The organism is Chryseobacterium sp. NFX27, assembly GCF_049887855.1.
Taxonomy (GTDB): domain Bacteria; phylum Bacteroidota; class Bacteroidia; order Flavobacteriales; family Weeksellaceae; genus Chryseobacterium.
In genome coordinates this window covers 344,696-363,475 of the sequence record NZ_JAGEKK010000001.1, presented here as the reverse complement: position 1 = coordinate 363,475, position 18,780 = coordinate 344,696, and the positions used below count along the sequence as shown (strand labels likewise).

The 18,780-nt window shown below is 38.6% G+C and carries 13 protein-coding genes and 1 tRNA gene; 13 read left to right on the top strand and 1 reads right to left on the bottom strand.

The window, feature by feature from the left end; genetic code table 11:
• Positions 1 to 42: 42 nt before the first annotated feature.
• A complete protein-coding gene (locus tag J4Q03_RS01695) occupies positions 43 to 3,141 on the top strand; it encodes an efflux RND transporter permease subunit (protein ID WP_426046507.1) in 3,099 nt (1,032 codons plus the stop codon).
• A gap of 86 nt (positions 3,142 to 3,227) precedes the next feature.
• On the opposite strand, the gene J4Q03_RS01690 is transcribed toward J4Q03_RS01695, so the two are convergent.
• Positions 3,228 to 4,727 (bottom strand): DUF4394 domain-containing protein, encoded by a 1,500-nt coding sequence (locus J4Q03_RS01690; RefSeq protein WP_426046506.1) that lies wholly within the window; start codon positions 4,725 to 4,727, stop codon positions 3,228 to 3,230.
• Between the two features lie 332 nt (positions 4,728 to 5,059).
• Between J4Q03_RS01690 and tuf the strand changes: the two genes are divergently transcribed.
• From tuf to rpoB, 12 genes are all read left to right on the top strand, one after another.
• Complete coding sequence (gene tuf, locus J4Q03_RS01685; RefSeq protein WP_034749673.1) at positions 5,060 to 6,271, top strand: elongation factor Tu; 1,212 nt, start codon at positions 5,060 to 5,062, stop codon at positions 6,269 to 6,271.
• Between the two features lie 54 nt (positions 6,272 to 6,325).
• A tRNA-Trp gene (locus J4Q03_RS01680) sits at positions 6,326 to 6,396 on the top strand.
• A 12-nt stretch (positions 6,397 to 6,408) separates the two neighbouring features.
• Positions 6,409 to 6,615: a preprotein translocase subunit SecE gene (gene secE / locus J4Q03_RS01675; RefSeq protein ID WP_034702507.1), complete on the top strand. Its 207-nt coding sequence runs from the start codon at positions 6,409 to 6,411 to the stop codon at positions 6,613 to 6,615.
• A gap of 17 nt (positions 6,616 to 6,632) precedes the next feature.
• On the top strand, positions 6,633 to 7,175 hold the full coding sequence (gene nusG / locus J4Q03_RS01670) for a transcription termination/antitermination protein NusG (RefSeq protein WP_426046505.1): 543 nt from the start codon (positions 6,633 to 6,635) through the stop codon (positions 7,173 to 7,175).
• Between the two features lie 446 nt (positions 7,176 to 7,621).
• Entirely contained in the window at positions 7,622 to 8,068 is a 447-nt protein-coding gene (rplK, locus tag J4Q03_RS01665; protein WP_062650142.1) for a 50S ribosomal protein L11, read from the top strand.
• An 11-nt stretch (positions 8,069 to 8,079) separates the two neighbouring features.
• A complete protein-coding gene (gene rplA / locus J4Q03_RS01660; protein WP_111955369.1) occupies positions 8,080 to 8,772 on the top strand; it encodes a 50S ribosomal protein L1 in 693 nt (230 codons plus the stop codon).
• A 17-nt stretch (positions 8,773 to 8,789) separates the two neighbouring features.
• A complete protein-coding gene (gene rplJ, locus J4Q03_RS01655; RefSeq protein ID WP_116012308.1) occupies positions 8,790 to 9,386 on the top strand; it encodes a 50S ribosomal protein L10 in 597 nt (198 codons plus the stop codon).
• A 46-nt stretch (positions 9,387 to 9,432) separates the two neighbouring features.
• Complete coding sequence (rplL, locus tag J4Q03_RS01650) at positions 9,433 to 9,801, top strand: 50S ribosomal protein L7/L12 (RefSeq protein WP_034723387.1); 369 nt, start codon at positions 9,433 to 9,435, stop codon at positions 9,799 to 9,801.
• Between the two features lie 229 nt (positions 9,802 to 10,030).
• The gene (locus J4Q03_RS01645) at positions 10,031 to 10,432 is read left to right on the top strand and encodes a hypothetical protein (protein WP_426046504.1); all 402 of its coding nucleotides are present in this window, start codon (positions 10,031 to 10,033) and stop codon (positions 10,430 to 10,432) included.
• A gap of 187 nt (positions 10,433 to 10,619) precedes the next feature.
• Positions 10,620 to 11,798: a hypothetical protein gene (locus tag J4Q03_RS01640; protein ID WP_426046503.1), complete on the top strand. Its 1,179-nt coding sequence runs from the start codon at positions 10,620 to 10,622 to the stop codon at positions 11,796 to 11,798.
• A 47-nt stretch (positions 11,799 to 11,845) separates the two neighbouring features.
• Positions 11,846 to 14,446 (top strand): T9SS type A sorting domain-containing protein, encoded by a 2,601-nt coding sequence (locus J4Q03_RS01635; protein ID WP_426046502.1) that lies wholly within the window; start codon positions 11,846 to 11,848, stop codon positions 14,444 to 14,446.
• A 445-nt stretch (positions 14,447 to 14,891) separates the two neighbouring features.
• On the top strand, positions 14,892 to 18,713 hold the full coding sequence (gene rpoB, locus J4Q03_RS01630) for a DNA-directed RNA polymerase subunit beta (protein ID WP_426046501.1): 3,822 nt from the start codon (positions 14,892 to 14,894) through the stop codon (positions 18,711 to 18,713).
• Positions 18,714 to 18,780: the final 67 nt, after the last annotated feature.

The following is an 18,780-nucleotide window of genomic DNA, read 5'->3' as shown; positions in this document are numbered from 1 at the left end:
AAATGCCCTTTCAATGGCTTTTTAGGTTACAAAAAATTCATCATGAATAAATTCATTAAAAATATAATTGCCTTTTCGTTAAAAAATAAAGCATTTACCTTTATCTGGGTTGCTGTTTTGGCCATTGCGGGTTTTATCAGTTTCAAAAATATGCCCATTGAAGCTTTCCCGGATGTTACCAATACCCAGATTGTCATTATAACCCAATGGAATGGACGAAGTGCTGAAGAAGTAGAACGTTTCGTGACTACGCCCATCGAATTGGCTATGAGCCCGGTCCAGAAGAAAACAAGTGTGAGAAGTACCACCATGTTTGGTCTCTCTATTGTTAAAATTCTTTTCGACGATGGGGTGGATGATACTTTCGCCAGAAATCAGGTCAATAACCAATTAAGAACCGTAAGCCTTCCTGATGAGGTGGATCCGGAAGTTCAGCCACCCTACGGGCCCACCGGGGAGATTTTCAGATATACCCTGGAAAGTAAAACAAAAGATTCCAGAGAACTGCTGACCCTGCAGAACTGGGTGGTCGACCGCGCGCTGAGAGGTGTTCCCGGAGTTGCAGACATCAATGTTTTTGGAGGCCAGGACAAGGTTTTTGAATTAAGTATTGATCCGAGAGCTCTGGATAAATACAATCTGACACCACTGCAGGTATATGATGCCGTTACCAAAAGCAATTTAAATGTCGGAGGTGATGTCATTGAAAAAAACGGACAGGCTTATGTAGTAAGAGGAATAGGTTTGGTTAAATCCATTAATGATATCGGAAATATTACCATTCAGAATGACAGCGGAAATCCTGTTTTGGTTAAAAATGTAGCTGAAGTTCACGAAAGTTCAATGCCGAGAGTAGGACAAGCCGGACTGAATAGTCATGAAGACACCGTGGAAGGAATTGTCGTAATGAGGAAAGGAGAGAACCCAAGAGAAGTGCTGGTTGGAGTGAAAGCCAAAATCAAAGAACTTAATGAAAAGGTTCTTCCGAAGGATGTTAAAATGGTAACATTCTACGACCGTGACCATTTGATGGATTTCACAACACACACGGTCATGCACAACCTGATCGAAGGAATCATTCTTGTTACGGTGATCGTTCTGATCTTTATGGCAGACTGGAGAACGACCTTCATTGTTTCCATTATTATCCCGCTGTCCCTGTTGTTTGCATTTTTATGCTTAAAGCTTGCAGGAATGAGTGCCAACCTGCTTTCGCTGGGTGCGGTAGATTTCGGAATCATTATTGACGGAGCCGTCGTCATGGTGGAAGGGCTTTTTGTCATGCTCGATCATAAAGCGCTTAAATATGGAACAGAAAAATTTAATAAGCTATCAAAAGGAGGCTGGATCAAGCAGACCGGAACTGGTTTGGGGAAAGCCATCTTCTTTTCAAAGCTAATCATTATTACATCATTAATCCCCATTTTCTCATTCCAGAAAGTGGAAGGGAAGATGTTTTCACCTTTAGCATTTACCTTAGGATTTGCATTGATAGGAGCATTGATATTCACACTTACATTGGTTCCCGTTCTTTCCCATATCCTATTAAATAAGAATGTGAAAGAAAAAAACAATCCGTTTGTGAACTTCTGGGACAGAATGGTAGTAAAAGGATTCAGCTATACCTTTAAACATAAAAGAATGAGTTTAATTGTTGCCATATCTTTCATGGCAGTGACCTTATTCTCAGGGAAATTTTTGGGAACGGAATTCCTGCCGCAGCTGAATGAAGGTTCACTTTGGATCACCGCAGAAATGCCGATGAGCTCATCATTAAAAGAATCCCTGAAAACCGCAGACTTTTTAAAGAAAGACATTATGAGCTTTCCTGAAGTCACTGATGTTCTGGCTCAAACCGGGCGGAGCAACGACGGAACGGATCCGAACGGATTCGGATTTGTGCAGTTTGCCGTGAATCTTAAGCCTAAAGATGAATGGAAACGCAAAATAAGCTATGAAGAACTGATTGAGGAAATAGATAAAAAACTCAGAAGCTACCAGGGAATTACCTTTAATTATTCCCAGCCTATCTCAGATAATGTGGCAGAAGCCGTAGCCGGTTTCAAAGCAGAAAACGGAATCAAAATTTATGGTGATAATCTGGAAACCTTAGATAAATTGGCTGATGAGGTTTTAAAAAAAATCAAAGGCGTAGACGGAGTAAAAGATCCCGGGATTATTAAAAATATCGGTCAGCCGGAAGTGAGTGTAGTTCTGGACAGAGATAAAATGGCGGCTTACGGAGTAATGCCGGACGATGCACAGTCTGTGTTGGAAATGGCTTTTGGAGGGAAAACCGCTTCGGAAATGTTTGACGGTGAAAGAAAATTCCCGATCCGTCTGCGGTATTCCCAGGAATACAGAAAAGATGAAAATGATATTGCTTCCCTGATGGTTCCTACACAGGATGGTGCAAAGATTCCGCTGAAAGAGATCAGTACCATTGTAAAAGACAACGGAGCAGCATTTATTTACAGAGATGATATTAAAAGATACATCGGGGTGAAATTCTCGATCCGTGACCGGGATTTAGGAAGTACCATTGCTGACGCCCAGAAAAAAGTGGCCAATATTGACCTTCCGGACGGATATTCCATTGGCTGGACAGGGCAGTTCGAAAACCAGCAGAGAGCCTCACACAGACTGGCTCAGGTGGTTCCGATCAGTATTTTGGGGATTTTCTTCTTATTGTTCATCCTTTTTGGAAACATGAAAGACTCACTGCTGGTATTGGCAAATGTACCTTTTGCTTTGATAGGAGGAATTATAGCCCTTCATCTGACCAGAATGAATTTTGGAATCTCGGCAGGAGTCGGAATGATTGCTTTGCTTGGGATCTGCATTCAGAACGGAGTTATTCTTATCACGGAGTTCCATCAGAATGTCAAGAACGGATTGAACTTAGATCATGCGATACTCAGTGGAGTGAAATCAAGAACACGTCCCGTTATCATGACTGCATTGATGGCTTCCATAGGATTAATGCCTGCCGCATTATCTACAGGGATTGGTTCGGAATCTCAGAAACCTTTGGCGATTGTAATTATTGGAGGACTGATCACGGCGACCATATTAACATTGTTAATCTTCCCGATTATTTTCTGGATTTTTAACAGGGCGAAAAAGCCCCGACAGATTTAATTTCTTCTATCTATATATATTAATTGAAGCGCAGAAAACAAAGTTTTCTGCGCTTCTTGGTATCGAAATAATTATTATGAGTCTCTTTAAAATCCTAATCCTACTGCAAAAGCTTTTACAGCATTAGGGTAATCAGAAACAGCTGTTGCTGCTCCTGAAGAAATATTGACAGTATACAGTTTCGTTGAGGTTCCCACTGTTGACATTAAATACGCTTTTTGGCTTGCGCTTCCGATATCAAAACCGTTGGCATTGGTAATATTAATCCCTAAGGAACCTGCTTCCACTAAAGTTCCATTGTTTGGGGGAGTTTGCTGATATAATTTATCTGTACTATGATCGATCACGACTAGAGTAGTAGTGGTAGTTCCTGCAAAATTATTGGTATAGGCTGCTCCACTGATCATAGCTGTAACAGGAGTGACGGTGTTATCTACAGCAGCAATACTTCCGGTTACAGGATCCAGACGAAGATTTTGCCCGGTGTTACTTACCACTCTTATTTTGTCAACTGCAGGGTTAAAATCAAATCCAAAATCAGTTCCTACAAGTAAAGTGGTAAAAGGTGAGCTTCCTACTGCTGTAGCTGCACCTGTTCCTAAATTAATGGTATAAATTCTGCTCGAACTTCCCAAAGCATACAACTGCCCATTCAAAGGGCGGAAATCTATGCCTAAAATATTTTCTCCAGATTGTAATCCTGCGACTGTTTTAGAAACAGGCATCGGGCTGTTCGGATTGAATATCTGAAGGTTATTCGAGTAATCAATAGCATATGCTACGGCTTCTGTAGGAATTGCAAGATCAATAACAGCCTGTTGAAGAGATCCTATAAAAGTTGTTTTACCGCTGTTCAGATCCAAAATATGAAGTTTATCACTTAAAGCGACTAATGCTGTACTGTTATCATGTTTAATATCAAAAGCGGCCTGCCCGGAGAACGTTGTTCCCAGATTTCCGACTTCCACCAAGGTTCCGTTATTTGGAGGATCTTGCTTGAATAATTTTCCGGAAACAGGATCAATATCATATAAAACAGTAGAGGAAGCTCCTGCTTTACTGTTGGTGTAAGCCACTCCTGTAATGGCAGGGGTTCCTGTACCCATTATATTGGTATCGGTAGCTGCCACAGCTCCGGTTTCAGGATGCAGTCTCAAATTTTGTCCGGAATTACTCACCAGACGGATTCTGTCCACCGTCGGGTTGAAATCAATAGAAGCTATGCTTCCGGAAATTGCAGGCGTGAAAGCCGTAGAGCTCACCATTCTCGCAGACGCAGAAGATGTATTGACAATATATAATTTGCTGGCGTTCGATAAAGCGTATAATTCTCCGGTAGCCGGTCTGAAATCTATACTCATCAGCTTTTCACCCGGTACAATTCCTGTGATGGCTGTTTTGCTTCCAAATACTTTGGGATTATTGGCGTTAAAAGAGACCAGTTCATTCATTCCCGTGAGTCCGTAAGCCATAAGATCAGGTCCGGTCGCATTATTTTCTGTCATCACCGGATCATCAGAACTGTCGCAGGCAAAAAAAGCGGTCATGATCATCAGCGTTAAAAAGAGGTGTAATGTTGTTCTCATAATAGTATTTTAAATGGTTTGTAAGAATATACGAGAAAACATTGCGGCCGGTTTTTTATCTTGACAATTGTATGGGATTTTAAAAAAAAATAGGATCTATACTATTCAGAATTAGCCAGATACTTTATCTTGTTAAATAAAAACGTTTATAATGATTTTTTTCAATCCGGAAATTTGTGTAAATTTGCAGTCTCATCCATTGAAATATAAGGTTTGTACTTCTTTGATTTGAATATTGAAACTTTTTTAAATAAAAAGGTTTTGGTATTTAAAAAATCATTATATTTGCACACCGAAAAATTGAAAAATAATAAAATAAATAATTTTAAATCATGGCAAAGGAAACGTTTAATCGTAACAAACCACACTTGAACATTGGTACTATTGGTCACGTTGACCATGGTAAAACTACTCTTACAGCTGCAATTTCTGCTGTACTAGCTAGCAAAGGTCTTGCTGAGAAAAAAGACTTCTCTGCAATTGACTCTGCTCCAGAAGAAAAAGAAAGAGGTATTACTATCAATACTGCTCACATCGAATACGAAACTGAAAAAAGACACTATGCTCACGTTGACTGTCCAGGTCACGCGGATTACGTAAAGAACATGGTAACTGGTGCTGCTCAAATGGACGGAGCTATCGTAGTATGTGCTGCAACTGACGGTCCAATGCCTCAGACTAGAGAACATATCCTACTTTGCCGTCAGGTAAATGTACCTAGAATCGTTGTTTTCATGAACAAAGTTGACATGGTAGATGATGCTGAGTTATTAGAGCTTGTTGAAATGGAGCTTAGAGACTTATTATCTACTTACGATTTTGACGGAGACAACTCTCCAGTAATCCAAGGTTCTGCATTAGGTGCTCTTACAGCAGCTACAGCAGCTACTCCTGATACTGAAGATAAGTGGTTCAAGAGCGTTGAAGAATTAATGGATGCTGTTGATAACTGGATCGAGCAGCCGCCAAGAGATACTGATAAGCCTTTCTTGATGCCAATTGAAGACGTATTCTCTATTACAGGTAGAGGTACTGTTGCAACTGGTAGAATTGAAGCTGGTATTATCAATACAGGTGATCCTGTTGATATCATCGGTATGGGTGAGGAGAAATTAACTTCTACTATTACAGGAGTTGAGATGTTCAGAAAAATCCTAGACAGAGGTGAAGCTGGTGATAACGTAGGTCTATTGTTGAGAGGTATTGAAAAAACTGACATCAAGAGAGGTATGGTAATCGCTAAGAAAGATTCTGTTAAGCCACACAAAAAATTCAAAGCATCAGTTTATATCCTTTCTAAAGAAGAAGGTGGACGTCACACTCCATTCCACAACAAATACCGTCCTCAGTTCTACGTAAGAACTACTGACGTTACAGGTGAGATCTTCTTACCAGAAGGTGTAGAAATGGTAATGCCTGGTGATAACTTAGAGATCACTGTAGAATTGTTACAGCCAATCGCTCTTAACGTAGGTCTTAGATTTGCGATCAGAGAAGGAGGTAGAACAGTTGGTTCAGGTCAGGTTACTGAAATCTTAGACTAATCATCTTAAAATAAATAAAGCTTCCGGAAGGAAACTCTCGGAAGCTTTTTATCTACGGGCATCGTCCAATGGTAGGATACCGGTCTCCAAAACCGTTGATCAGGGTTCGAATCCTTGTGCCCGTGCAAATATTAATTATGAGTTCATTTGTCGATTTTTTAAAAGGTTCTTATAACGAATTCAGACATAAAGTTGAATGGCCAAAGTGGGCTGATCTTCAGTCTTCTACTATTGTGGTAACTATTGCTACAGTGATTTTGGCATTATTTACCTTTGGAGTTGATGAATTGTTTTCGAAAGCAATCAGCAACATAATTGGAATGCTAATTAACGTGTTCAACTAAAAAAGTATTTTCCCATAATGAGCGAATTGAAATGGTATGTGCTGAAAGCAATCAGCGGACAGGAAAATAAAGTGAAAAACTATATTGAGACAGAAATCAAACGTTTAGGGTTTGAGCAGTACGTTACTCAGGTGGTTATTCCTATGGAAAAGGTTATTCAGATCAGAAACGGAAAAAAAGTTCCTAAAGAGAAGCCTTACTATCCTGGATACTTAATGATCGAAGCTGATCTGATGGGAGAAATTCCTCACGCAATTAAAAATATTCCGGGAGTAATATCTTTCTTAAGCTTAACCAAAGGAGGTGATCCTGTTCCTATGAGAAAATCTGAGGTGAACAGAATGCTGGGAAGAATGGATGAGCTATCAGAATTTGCAAGCGATGTTGAGATCCCTTACATTGTAGGTGAAAACGTTAAAGTAATTGACGGACCTTTCAATGGATTTAACGGAACTATTGAGAAGATTCTTGAAGATAAGAAGAAAATTGAAGTTTCTGTATTGATCTTCGGAAGAAAAACTCCAATGGAGCTTAGCTATATGCAAGTGGAAAAAGTATAACCCATACTTTTAAAATATATAAAAGACTGCTGTTTGGCAGTCTTTTTTTGCTTATTATTTCTTTGTTGTTCTTTATTTTGTTCAAAGGGCTGCTATGAAAGATTTGTGAAACATCGAATTCCAAAGAATTTGATGATGTATTATATGTAAGAATTAAGTTTGTATTGCTTAGTTACCCTGTTATAATAAATTCATTTTAGGCAGCAAACCTTAAAAATATAGACAAGAATAAAAAAAGAATAGTTTAATGGAACTTTTGTCTTTATAAATGCAAATAGAAAAAATATTTCATATTCTTTCTAAAAATCAGCGCTTTCCATTTGCTAATTCAAAAATATTTCATAATTTTGCAGTCCGAAAAGTAGATTTACTGTATGTGAGTCGGTAATCTGCTGAATAATAAATGCTTCCAAACTCATTAATTATTCAAACTAAAAAAATTAAAAATGGCTAAGAAAGTCTTTAAAATGGTAAAGCTTCAGGTGAAAGGTGGCGCAGCTAACCCTTCTCCACCAGTAGGTCCAGCATTGGGTTCTGCAGGTGTGAACATCATGGAGTTTTGTAAGCAATTTAACGGGAGAACCCAAGATAAGCCAGGGCAAGTTTTACCTGTAGTAATTACAGTATACGAAGACAAATCTTTTGAATTCGTTATTAAAACTCCACCTGCAGCAATTCAGTTAATGGATGCGGCTAAGATCAAAGGAGGTTCCGGAGAACCAAACAGAAACAAAGTAGGTTCTGTATCTTGGGATCAGGTAAAGAAAATCGCTGAGGATAAAATGACTGACCTTAACTGCTTTACAGTGGATTCTGCAGTTTCTATGGTTGCAGGTACTGCTAGATCTATGGGATTAAGAGTAACAGGAACTAAACCAACTTTTAACGCTTAAAACTAATAGAAATGGCAAAATTAACTAAAAAGCAAAAGGAAGCTTTAAGCAAAGTAGAAAAAGGAAGAATCTATAACCTTGAAGAAGGTTCTGCTCTTGTAAAAGAAGTAAACACTACAAAGTTTGATGCTTCTGTAGATATCGCTGTAAGATTGGGTGTAGATCCAAGAAAAGCAAACCAAATGGTAAGAGGTGTTGTATCTCTTCCTCACGGTACTGGTAAAGATGTTAAAGTATTAGCATTGGTTACACCAGATAAAGAAGCTGAAGCGAAAGAAGCTGGAGCTGATTATGTAGGTCTTGACGAATATTTACAAAAAATAAAGGAAGGTTGGACAGATGTTGACGTTATCGTTACTATGCCAGCTGTTATGGGTAAATTAGGTCCATTAGGTAGAGTATTAGGACCTAGAGGTCTTATGCCTAACCCTAAATCAGGAACTGTAACTATGGAAATTGGTAAAGCAGTAACTGAAGTAAAAGCAGGTAAAATTGATTTCAAAGTAGACAAGTATGGTATCATCCATGCCGGTATTGGTAAAGTATCTTTCGATGCTGTTAAAATCAAAGAAAATGCTCAGGAATTAATTTCTACATTGATCAAAATGAAACCAACTGCTGCTAAAGGTACTTATGTGAAGAGCATTTATTTGTCTTCTACAATGAGCCCTGGTATTGCAATTGATAGTAAATCTGTTAACTAATAATAATCCTTAAGACAATGACAAAAGACCAAAAAGTTGTAGCAATACAAGAGATCAAAGATTTGCTTCAGGATGCGAAAGTAGTTTATGTAGCAGATTTAGACGGTTTGAACGCTGCTAAATCTTCTGATTTCAGAAGACAGGCTTTCAAGCAGAATATCAAAGTGAAAGTGGTAAAAAATACACTTTTACAAAAAGCAATGGAGCAAATTGACGGAGTAGATTTCTCTGAAATGTTCCAGACATTCAAAGGTAACTCTGCATTAATGATTGCTGATACAGCTAACGCTCCGGCAAAATTAATCAAAGACTTCAGAAAAAAAGAAGAGAAGCCGGCATTAAAGTCTGCTTTTGTACAGGAAACTTTCTATGTTGGTGATAACAACCTTGATGCTTTAGTAAGCATTAAGTCTAGAGAAGAAATGATCGGTGAAATCATCGGATTACTTCAGTCTCCAATTCAAAGAGTTGTTTCTGCTCTTCAAAACAAATCTGAAACAGTAGAAGCTACAGCTGAAGAAGCTGCTGCACCTGCTGTAGAAGAAACTCCTGCTGCTGAAGCTCCGGAAGCTCCTGCTGCAGAAAGCACTGACGAAACGCCAGCTGCTGAATAATTACTCTCAAAAAATTAAATAAATAATCAACAAAAACATTACAACAATGTCAGATTTAAAAAATTTAGCTGAAACGCTAGTAAACCTAACAGTAAAAGACGTAAACGAATTAGCTACTATCCTTAAGGATGAGTACGGAATTGAGCCAGCTGCTGCTGCTGTAGTAGTTGCTGCAGGTGGTGCAGGTGAAGCTGCTGAAGAAAAAACAGAATTCGACGTAATTCTTAAGTCTGCAGGTGCTTCTAAATTGGCTATCGTTAAATTGGTAAAAGATTTAACTGGTGCTGGTCTTAAAGAAGCTAAAGATATCGTAGACGGAGCTCCTGCTGCTATCAAGCAAGGAATCTCTAAAGACGAAGCTGAAGCTCTTAAGAAGCAATTAGAAGAAGCTGGTGCTGAAGTAGAATTGAAATAATTCAATTTACTATAAAATAAGAAGCCCGGACAGCAATGTCCGGGCTTTTTTGTTTTTATAACAGTTTAAAAATCAACATAATTCATTTAAATATTGAAATATTATTGATTTTTATATTTAAATATTTAATTATGATTATGTATTTCGTAATTATTAACATAATTAAATATTTATTATACGCCAAATAGTTTATTTTACATTAAAATTTAATATTAAAAAATTGTTTTGATTGAAAATTTACTATATTTGTATCGAAAAAAAACACATACATAATTTGAAAAGAAGTTACTTTATCTTCTATGGCTGTGCCGTAGCATATTGTATCAATATGTTGTTTGCATGGCAGATAGGAAATCTCAGCGCCACATCTTTAGCAGTACAGAATTCTACTGTATCACTATGCTCTTTTTGTCAAACTGGTGAGTTTACAGAATATTCAGAAAAAGATAAGGCTCCTGCTGTTAGTAATGCTTCTGTAGAAATAAAGCTGTATGCTGATATTAGGCATAGGGGCTTGCTGTGTAGACATGCAGAAATTGTACAACAGTATAAGCATATACATTCTGTTGAAGATCCCAGGATTTGGGAAGGTTTTGATTTTATAATTAAGTTTCCGGATAAATTATCTTAATCATACCAAAGGCAGATCTCTTCCAATTACTTTAACGAAAAAAATACCAGTACTCGTGGTTTATCCTGATAGGATTACTTTATAAACGCACAAGTTGGGGTTAGTACGTACTATTTACTATTTGGATGTAGGTTTCTGTATTCTCTAAAAAAACATAAAACATAAAAAAACAACAAATATCAATTTAATGAAAAACAAATTATTAACACTCGCGGTTTTATCCTTTACGGGGTATCTCACGAACGCACAGGTCGGAATTAATACTGGTCTTCCCCAGGCTACATTGGATGTGGTTGGGTTTCCGACAAATGCCAGTAAGCCTGATGGAATTATTGCACCAAGACTTTCATTAAGTCAACTGGCCGCAAAGACCTATGCGGCTGCTCAGACGGGAGCTTTGGTGTATGTTACGTCTGTTAATGCTACTCCTGTCGGCCCAACGATTAATGTAACGACTCCTGGATATTATTATTTTGACGGAGCAGTGTGGCAGAAACAGACCGGTACAGAATGGCAGATTAAAGGAAATGCAGTGGGTGAAATTTCTACTACTGCAGAAGTTTTGGGGGCTGCACCGGCTTCTGCTAATTATCTGGGACCTAAAGGAGCTGCTGATCTCGTCATGATAAGTGCCAATAAAGTGCATGCGGTTCTTGATGCTGCTGGTGGGCTTTCAGGAGGGGGCGAAACTGCCTCACATCTATCCTGGGGGAGTGCAAATATTATTAACAGTACTTCGAATAATATAGCACTGGGAAAAGGAAATACAGCCACTACCACAGGAGTTAATTTTCCGGCAATAGCAATAGGATCATTAAATACAGCCACCGGAGGAGGAAAAGTATTCGGAACATCCAATACTGCGGTATCATCAAGCAATTTCGCGTTTGGTGCTTTTAATACAACAGGCAATTCAATTGCTGTAGCAGTAGGGCATACAAACAATGCCACCAACGGAGGATTTGCTTTTGGGGCTAACAATGTTGTTACCTTAAATAATTTTGCTTTTGGAAGCAATAATAATGTAAGCGGAACTTCAGGAGCTATTGCGATCGGAGTTGGCGGGACTTCAATGGCTAATCAGTCAACCTATGCTAATAATGCACATGTGTTTTCGGGACAGGGAGCTGTAGGTACAGCGCTGACTGATGTGGGAATAAATGTAAGCCCAAATTCAACCAACTACGCAGATTTGGAAGTGAGTAAGGCTGTTCAGATAAAATCTTCCGCAACAAGACCTACATGTGATGCATCTAATGCGGGATCAATAATATATGAAGTGGCCACTGTACTGGGGGTAACATCCGGGAATTTTGTTGGCTGCAGACAAACTGGTAATGCTGCATACGGATGGCAAACACTATAATATTTAAACACAAATTTTTATAAAAATAAAACAAAAAAACAAAAAAAATGGCAAAAAAATTATTCGAGAAATTTGCGGTATTGCTGATGATATTGCTGATGTCAGCGGCAGTTACTGCTCAAAAAGGTTATGAGCCTATCCGAGGGATGGGGGTAGAAGCTAAGCCTGTAAATAATTCAGGTATTTGTCTGGCATGCTATAACGGAAGCATGACGCCGGTTGTAGATGCGAATCTAGACAACAGCGTAAGCATGGGGAACTTTGCTTCTTTGGTAAGCGGTAACGGTATCTCTGTGAAAAATACAAATACTACTTATCCTGCAGGTTATATCACAGGTTTCAATGTAGACCTTGGAACAAGCTTCATTACAATAGATCTGTTGAGTTCATTAAGAATCAGCACCTATAAAAACGGTGTACTTCAGGAATCTACGACAAGCAGTACTTTATTGTCGGTTCCTGCATTTGGAGGTGCTAAAAACAGGATTTTCCTTCACTTTAAGACAACCAGGGAGTTTGATGAAGTAAGATTGTACCAAACTAATGTACTGTCTGTATTCAGTGCAATGAATGTGTATTATGCATTTGCATTTGATCCTGCTAAAGTTCCTGTTGACGCCAATGGGATCTGTGACGATATTATCGCAGGAAGTGGTGTAGATGGAAACGTATCAGGAAGCAGCAGCTTTATTGCTCCACTTTCTTTTGTTCAGAACAGAGAAAGAATAGGAGACGGAGACAAGAACTCTTACGGATCAATTGTATTGCCGGCGGGACTTCTTGGATCTTATTCAGTAGGAGTACTAGATAAAAATCAGGTTTATCCTGCAGGAAACAGAACAGGTTTTGTGATATCTCCGGATGATGAAGGAAAGCTTTTAAGCGCAGAATTTTTGAAAAATATTACTGTAGAAACTTATTTATATGGTCAGCTGCAGGATTCCAGAACATTATCTGACGGCGGAGGACTTATCAATATTAAAGTTTTAGGTTTTGGTTCAGGTAAGCAGAAAGTAACGCTTACAGCTTCTAAGCCTTTTAACGAAGTACGTTTAAAAGTGACACAGACTTTAGGGGTTAATTTAGGATCTTTAAAAGTGTATTATGCCTTTGAGGAGCCCGCATCTTGTGACTGTAATGATAAAATTCAGACCAGTGGTTCTGCAATTCCGGGAAACCTGGTAACAGGAACTAACTGGACTTCCGGTCCTGGGCTTTTTGGTCTTATTCTAGCAAAAATGGTAAACCCGTCAGCGATTGTAGATACCAATACATCTAATTATGCTACGGCAACTATTCCGGTTGCTTCATTTTTAAGTATTTTCTCAGCTTATGCTACAGTAAGTACCAACAGCTTACTTCCTGCTAATACATATGCCGGATTTACATTGGAAAAGGCAGCGAACCTGATCGGTGTAAGTGTTCTTGAAAATATTACAGTGACACTTTATAACAATAATACCCAAACAGATAGCTTCACAAGTACAGGAAGCTTAATCAGCGGGAATTTTTTCACCACAGATTCTAATAAGTTTTACGTAGGAGGTAAGGCAACCAAGCCTTTCAACCGTATTAAAGTTACCTTCTATAGTGGTACGGGAGTACGTATCCCTCAAAACTATTATATCTATAACGCATTTGCAAGCAGAGACGATGATAATGATGGAGTGCCAAACTGCTTCGATCAGTGTCCTAATGGAAATGACAGTATTGATAATAACGGTAATGGTATTCCGGATTGTGCAGAAGGATGTACTGCGGTAAATGACAAGTCTCCTGCTATTGATACAGATGGTGACGGAATTGTAGATGCATGTGATCTTGATTCTGATAATGATGGAATTCCAGATGCTTTAGAAGATCTTGATGGAAACGGTAAATTTGAAGATGATGATACAGAAGGGGTATTTGGACCTGTTCAGGTATTGGGAGATGGAATTTCCAGCTACCAGGATTTAGATTCTGATAATGATGGTATTTTAGATTTATTTGAATCTGGTATTCCGACATCAGTAATCAGCCAGATAGATGCAGATCTTAATGGTGTTATTGATAGCAATGTTGCTGTAGGAAGTAATGGTATTGCTGATATTTTGGAAACGTCTCCGGATTCAGGTGTCATGAAATACCCTCTTAAAAATACAGATGGTGACGATAAGCCGGATTTTGTTGACTTAAATTCAAACGGAGTTGATTATGATCTGTGGGCTATCGGTAAAGATAACCTGGATGACTTTGGAGTAGGGTTTATTTCAAGAATCAATGACCTTGATAAAGACGGTATCCAGGCTGTTGTAGATACAGACCTTGTGAAGAGAGGAGCTCCGAATTCTCCACTGTCTCCTTATGCTGCTCTGTTGAAGAGCGCGTTGAGCTCAGCTGCTAAAGGAGTAACTGGTGCTGATGTTACTTCAACCGCCAATGATATTAATGTGTATCCTAACCCGGTTAAATCAGGTGAAAACTTAAACGTTAAATCCGCAGAAGCTGGAACTTATACCGTGTTCTCTGCTCAGGGACAGCTGATTAAGTCAGATAAATTCTCCGGTAATGCTGAAATCAACACAGCTTCACTGCCGGCAGGTATTTATATTGTAAAGATAGAAACTAAGTCAACAATGAAATCTTATAAGATCATTGTGAAATAATTTTCAAATTGATATAATGAAAGGCTGTTCTTCGGGACAGCCTTTTTTATTTGAGGACTTAATGCTCTCAAAATGAAGTGGTTTTATTTGTCTATATGGATGAAATTTTGTACCTTTGTCCCTCTTTTGGCGCGAATAATTGTTTGTAAATCTATAAAATATTGAAAATCAGCTCTTTCATGGAAAATAATGAAAGGGATTTCTCGTATATAGATACTGCGGCAAGTTCTGCCCCAAAAGTAAGTGAAAATATTTTGCATTACGCTGTGAAAAGATATACCAGCGTTGCAGTTAGGATTAGATTTTAAGAATAAAGAACAAAGAATAAAGACGATTTCTAATAGCGCCAAACATTTGAAGTCTTTTATCTTTTCTCTCTTTTCTTTTTCTTTCCTGATATTTTTTAATGAATCAAAATATTTTTTAACCCTTTCTTAAAAGTTTTATGAGTAAAACAACAGCAACTACAAGGGGGAATCAGAGAATTAACTTCTCATCAGCTAAAGGAAAAATTATCACTCCTGACTTCCTGGATATCCAGTTAGAGTCTTTCAGAGATTTTTTCCAGCTTGATACCCTTCCAGAAGACAGAACAGACGAAGGTTTATACAGAACCTTCCAGGAAAACTTCCCGATCACCGATTCTAGAAATCAGTTCGTATTGGAATTCCTTGATTATCTGGTAGATTCTCCACGTTATTCAATTAACGAGTGTGTGGAAAGAGGATTGACGTATTCAGTTCCTCTTAAAGCAAGACTTAAATTGTATTGTACAGACCCTGAGCACGAGGATTTCCAGACTGTGGTTCAGGATGTGTATTTAGGCCCGGTTCCTTATATGACGCCTAGTGGATCTTTCATCATCAATGGTGCAGAGAGAGTTATTGTTACGCAGCTTCACCGTTCACCTGGTGTATTCTTCGGACAGACTTACCACGCAAACGGAACTAAACTGTACTATTCAAGAATTATCCCTTTCAAAGGATCTTGGATGGAATTTACAACCGATATCAACAGCGTAATGTACGCCTATATCGACCGTAAGAAAAAGTTACCATTAACTACCCTGTTAAGAGCTATCGGTTACGAATCTGATAAGGATATCCTTCAGATCTTCGACCTTGCGGAAGAAGTGAAAGTTTCTAAAGCTGCCCTTAAAAAAGTAGAAGGAAGAACATTGGCTGCGAGAGTATTGAACACATGGTTCGAAGATTTCGTAGACGAAGATACAGGTGAAGTAGTTTCTATCGAAAGAAACGAAATCATCCTGGACAGAGAAACTATTCTTGAAAAAGAACATTTAGATCTTATTCTTGATGCTGGTGTGAAATCTATCCTGATTCACAAAGAAAACAGCAATGAATTCTCTATCATCCAGAATACATTACAGAAAGACCCTACAAACTCTGAAAAAGAAGCTGTAGAGTATATCTACCGTCAGTTAAGAAACGCAGATCCGCCAGATGAGGAAACAGCAAGAGGAATCATTGAAAAACTATTCTTCTCTGAGCAGAGATACTCATTAGGAGAAGTAGGACGTTACAGACTAAACAAAAAGCTAGGTCTAAACATTCCGACTACCACTGAAGTTCTTACAAAAGAAGACATCATTGCTATCGTAAGACACTTAATCGAGCTTGTTAACTCTAAAGCTGAGGTTGATGATATTGACCACTTATCAAACAGAAGAATTAAAACTGTTGGTGAGCAATTGGCAGGACAGTTCGGTGTAGGTCTTTCAAGAATTGCAAGAACGATCAAAGAAAGAATGAACGTTAGAGATAACGAAATCTTTACTCCGCTTGATCTTGTAAATGCTAAAACATTAACATCAGTAATTAACTCATTCTTCGGTACCAACCAGCTTTCTCAGTTCATGGACCAAACCAACCCGCTATCAGAAATTACGCACAAGCGTAGACTTTCTGCCCTGGGACCTGGTGGTTTATCAAGAGAAAGAGCAGGTTTCGAGGTTCGTGACGTTCACCATACCCACTACGGAAGAATTTGTCCGATTGAAACTCCGGAAGGACCAAACATTGGTTTGATTTCTTCTTTAGGTATTTATGCTAAAATCAATACCTTAGGTTTCATTGAAACGCCATACAGAAAAGTAGAAAACAGTAAAGTAGATCTTAATGCTGATCCTATTTATCTGAATGCAGAAGACGAAGAAGATAAAGTAATTGCTCAGGCCAACGTAGAGTTGAACGATGGCGGGGAATTCTTAACAGACAGAATCATCGCAAGATTGGATGGTGACTATCCGGTAGTTGAGCCTTCTCAGGTTAACCTTATCGACGTTGCACCAAACCAGATTTCCGGTATTTCAGCTTCATTAATTCCGTTCCTGGAACATGATGATGCGAACCGTGCATTGATGGGATCCAACATGATGCGTCAGGCCGTTCCTCTATTGAAGCCACAAGCTCCAATCGTTGGTACAGGTCTGGAACAGCAGGTTGCCAAAGATTCAAGAATCTTAATCAATGCTGAAGGTACAGGTCTTGTAGAATATGTAGATGCTGATAAAATCACCATTAAATATGAAAGAAGTGCTGACGAAGATTTAGTACAGTTTGAGTCTGCTACTAAAACATACCACCTTACTAAGTTCAGAAAAACCAACCAGAGTACAACAATTACACTGAGACCAAACGTAAGAGTAGGTGAAACAGTGCATAAAGGACAGGTTCTTTGCGACGGTTATGCTACTGAAAACGGAGAATTAGCTCTTGGTAGAAACTTAGTGGTAGCCTTCATGCCTTGGAAAGGATACAACTTTGAGGATGCTATCGTAATCAACGAAAAAGTGGTACGTGAAGACTGGTTTACTTCAATCCACGTTGATGAATATTCACTTGAAGTTCGTGATACCAAATTAGGTATGGAAGAACTGACAGCAGATATTCCTAACGTTTCTGAAGAAGCTACGAAAGATCTTGATGAGAACGGGATGATCAGAATCGGTGCTGAAGTGAAGCCTGGTGATATTATGATCGGTAAGATTACGCCAAAAGGTGAATCTGACCCAACTCCTGAAGAGAAACTTCTTAGAGCAATCTTTGGTGACAAAGCCGGTGATGTAAAAGATGCTTCATTGAAAGCAGATTCTTCATTAAGAGGTGTTGTAATCAACAAAAAATTGTTCTCCAGAAACATTAAAGATAAAAAGAAAAGAACTGAAGAAAAACTTAAACTTGAAGAGATTGAAAACACTTACAAGGCTAAGTTTGATGAGTTAAGAAACACTTTAATTGAAAAATTAAATACACTGGTAGGTGGTAAAACTTCTCAGGGTGTGACCAACGATCTTGATGAAGAAATCATCGGTAAAGGGGTGAAGTTTACTCATAAATTATTGACTTCAGTTGAAGATTACGTTAACGTAAGCGGTGCAGACTGGACTGTAGATAACGATAAGAATGAATTGGTAAAACAATTAATTCACAACTATAAAATCAAGTTCAATGATATCCAAGGAGTTAAAAACCGTGAGAAATTCGCTATTTCTATCGGAGATGAACTTCCTGCAGGAATCATGAAATTGGCTAAAGTCTATATCGCTAAAAAACGTAAGTTGAATGTAGGGGATAAAATGGCAGGACGTCACGGTAACAAAGGTATCGTTTCAAGAATCGTTCGTGAAGAAGATATGCCATTCCTTGAAGACGGAACACCGGTAGATATCGTATTGAATCCACTTGGGGTACCTTCCCGTATGAACATCGGACAGATTTATGAAACAGTTCTTGGATGGGCTGGTCAGAAACTGGGAATGACGTTCGCTACACCAATCTTTGACGGTGCAAGTCTTGATCAGATCACTGAATATACAGAAAAAGCTGGTCTTCCTAAATTCGGTAACACTCACCTTTATGATGGTGGTACTGGAGAAAGATTTACTCAGCCGGCTACAGTAGGTATTATTTATATGCTGAAACTGGGACACATGGTTGATGATAAGATGCACGCACGTTCTATTGGTCCTTACTCATTGATTACTCAGCAGCCGTTAGGAGGTAAAGCTCAGTTCGGAGGTCAGAGATTCGGAGAGATGGAGGTTTGGGCTCTTGAAGCATTCGGAGCATCAAATATTCTGAGAGAGATTCTGACAGTGAAGTCGGATGACGTGATTGGTAGAGCAAAAACTTATGAAGCCATTGCAAAAGGTGAGTCCATGCCTGAACCAGGTATCCCGGAATCATTCAATGTATTACTTCACGAGTTACAAGGACTTGGACTTGATGTAAGACTTGAGGAATAATTTTAAATTTTGAATGTTGAATTTTGAATCAGTTCAGAATTTATAATCCAAAATTTATAATCCAAAA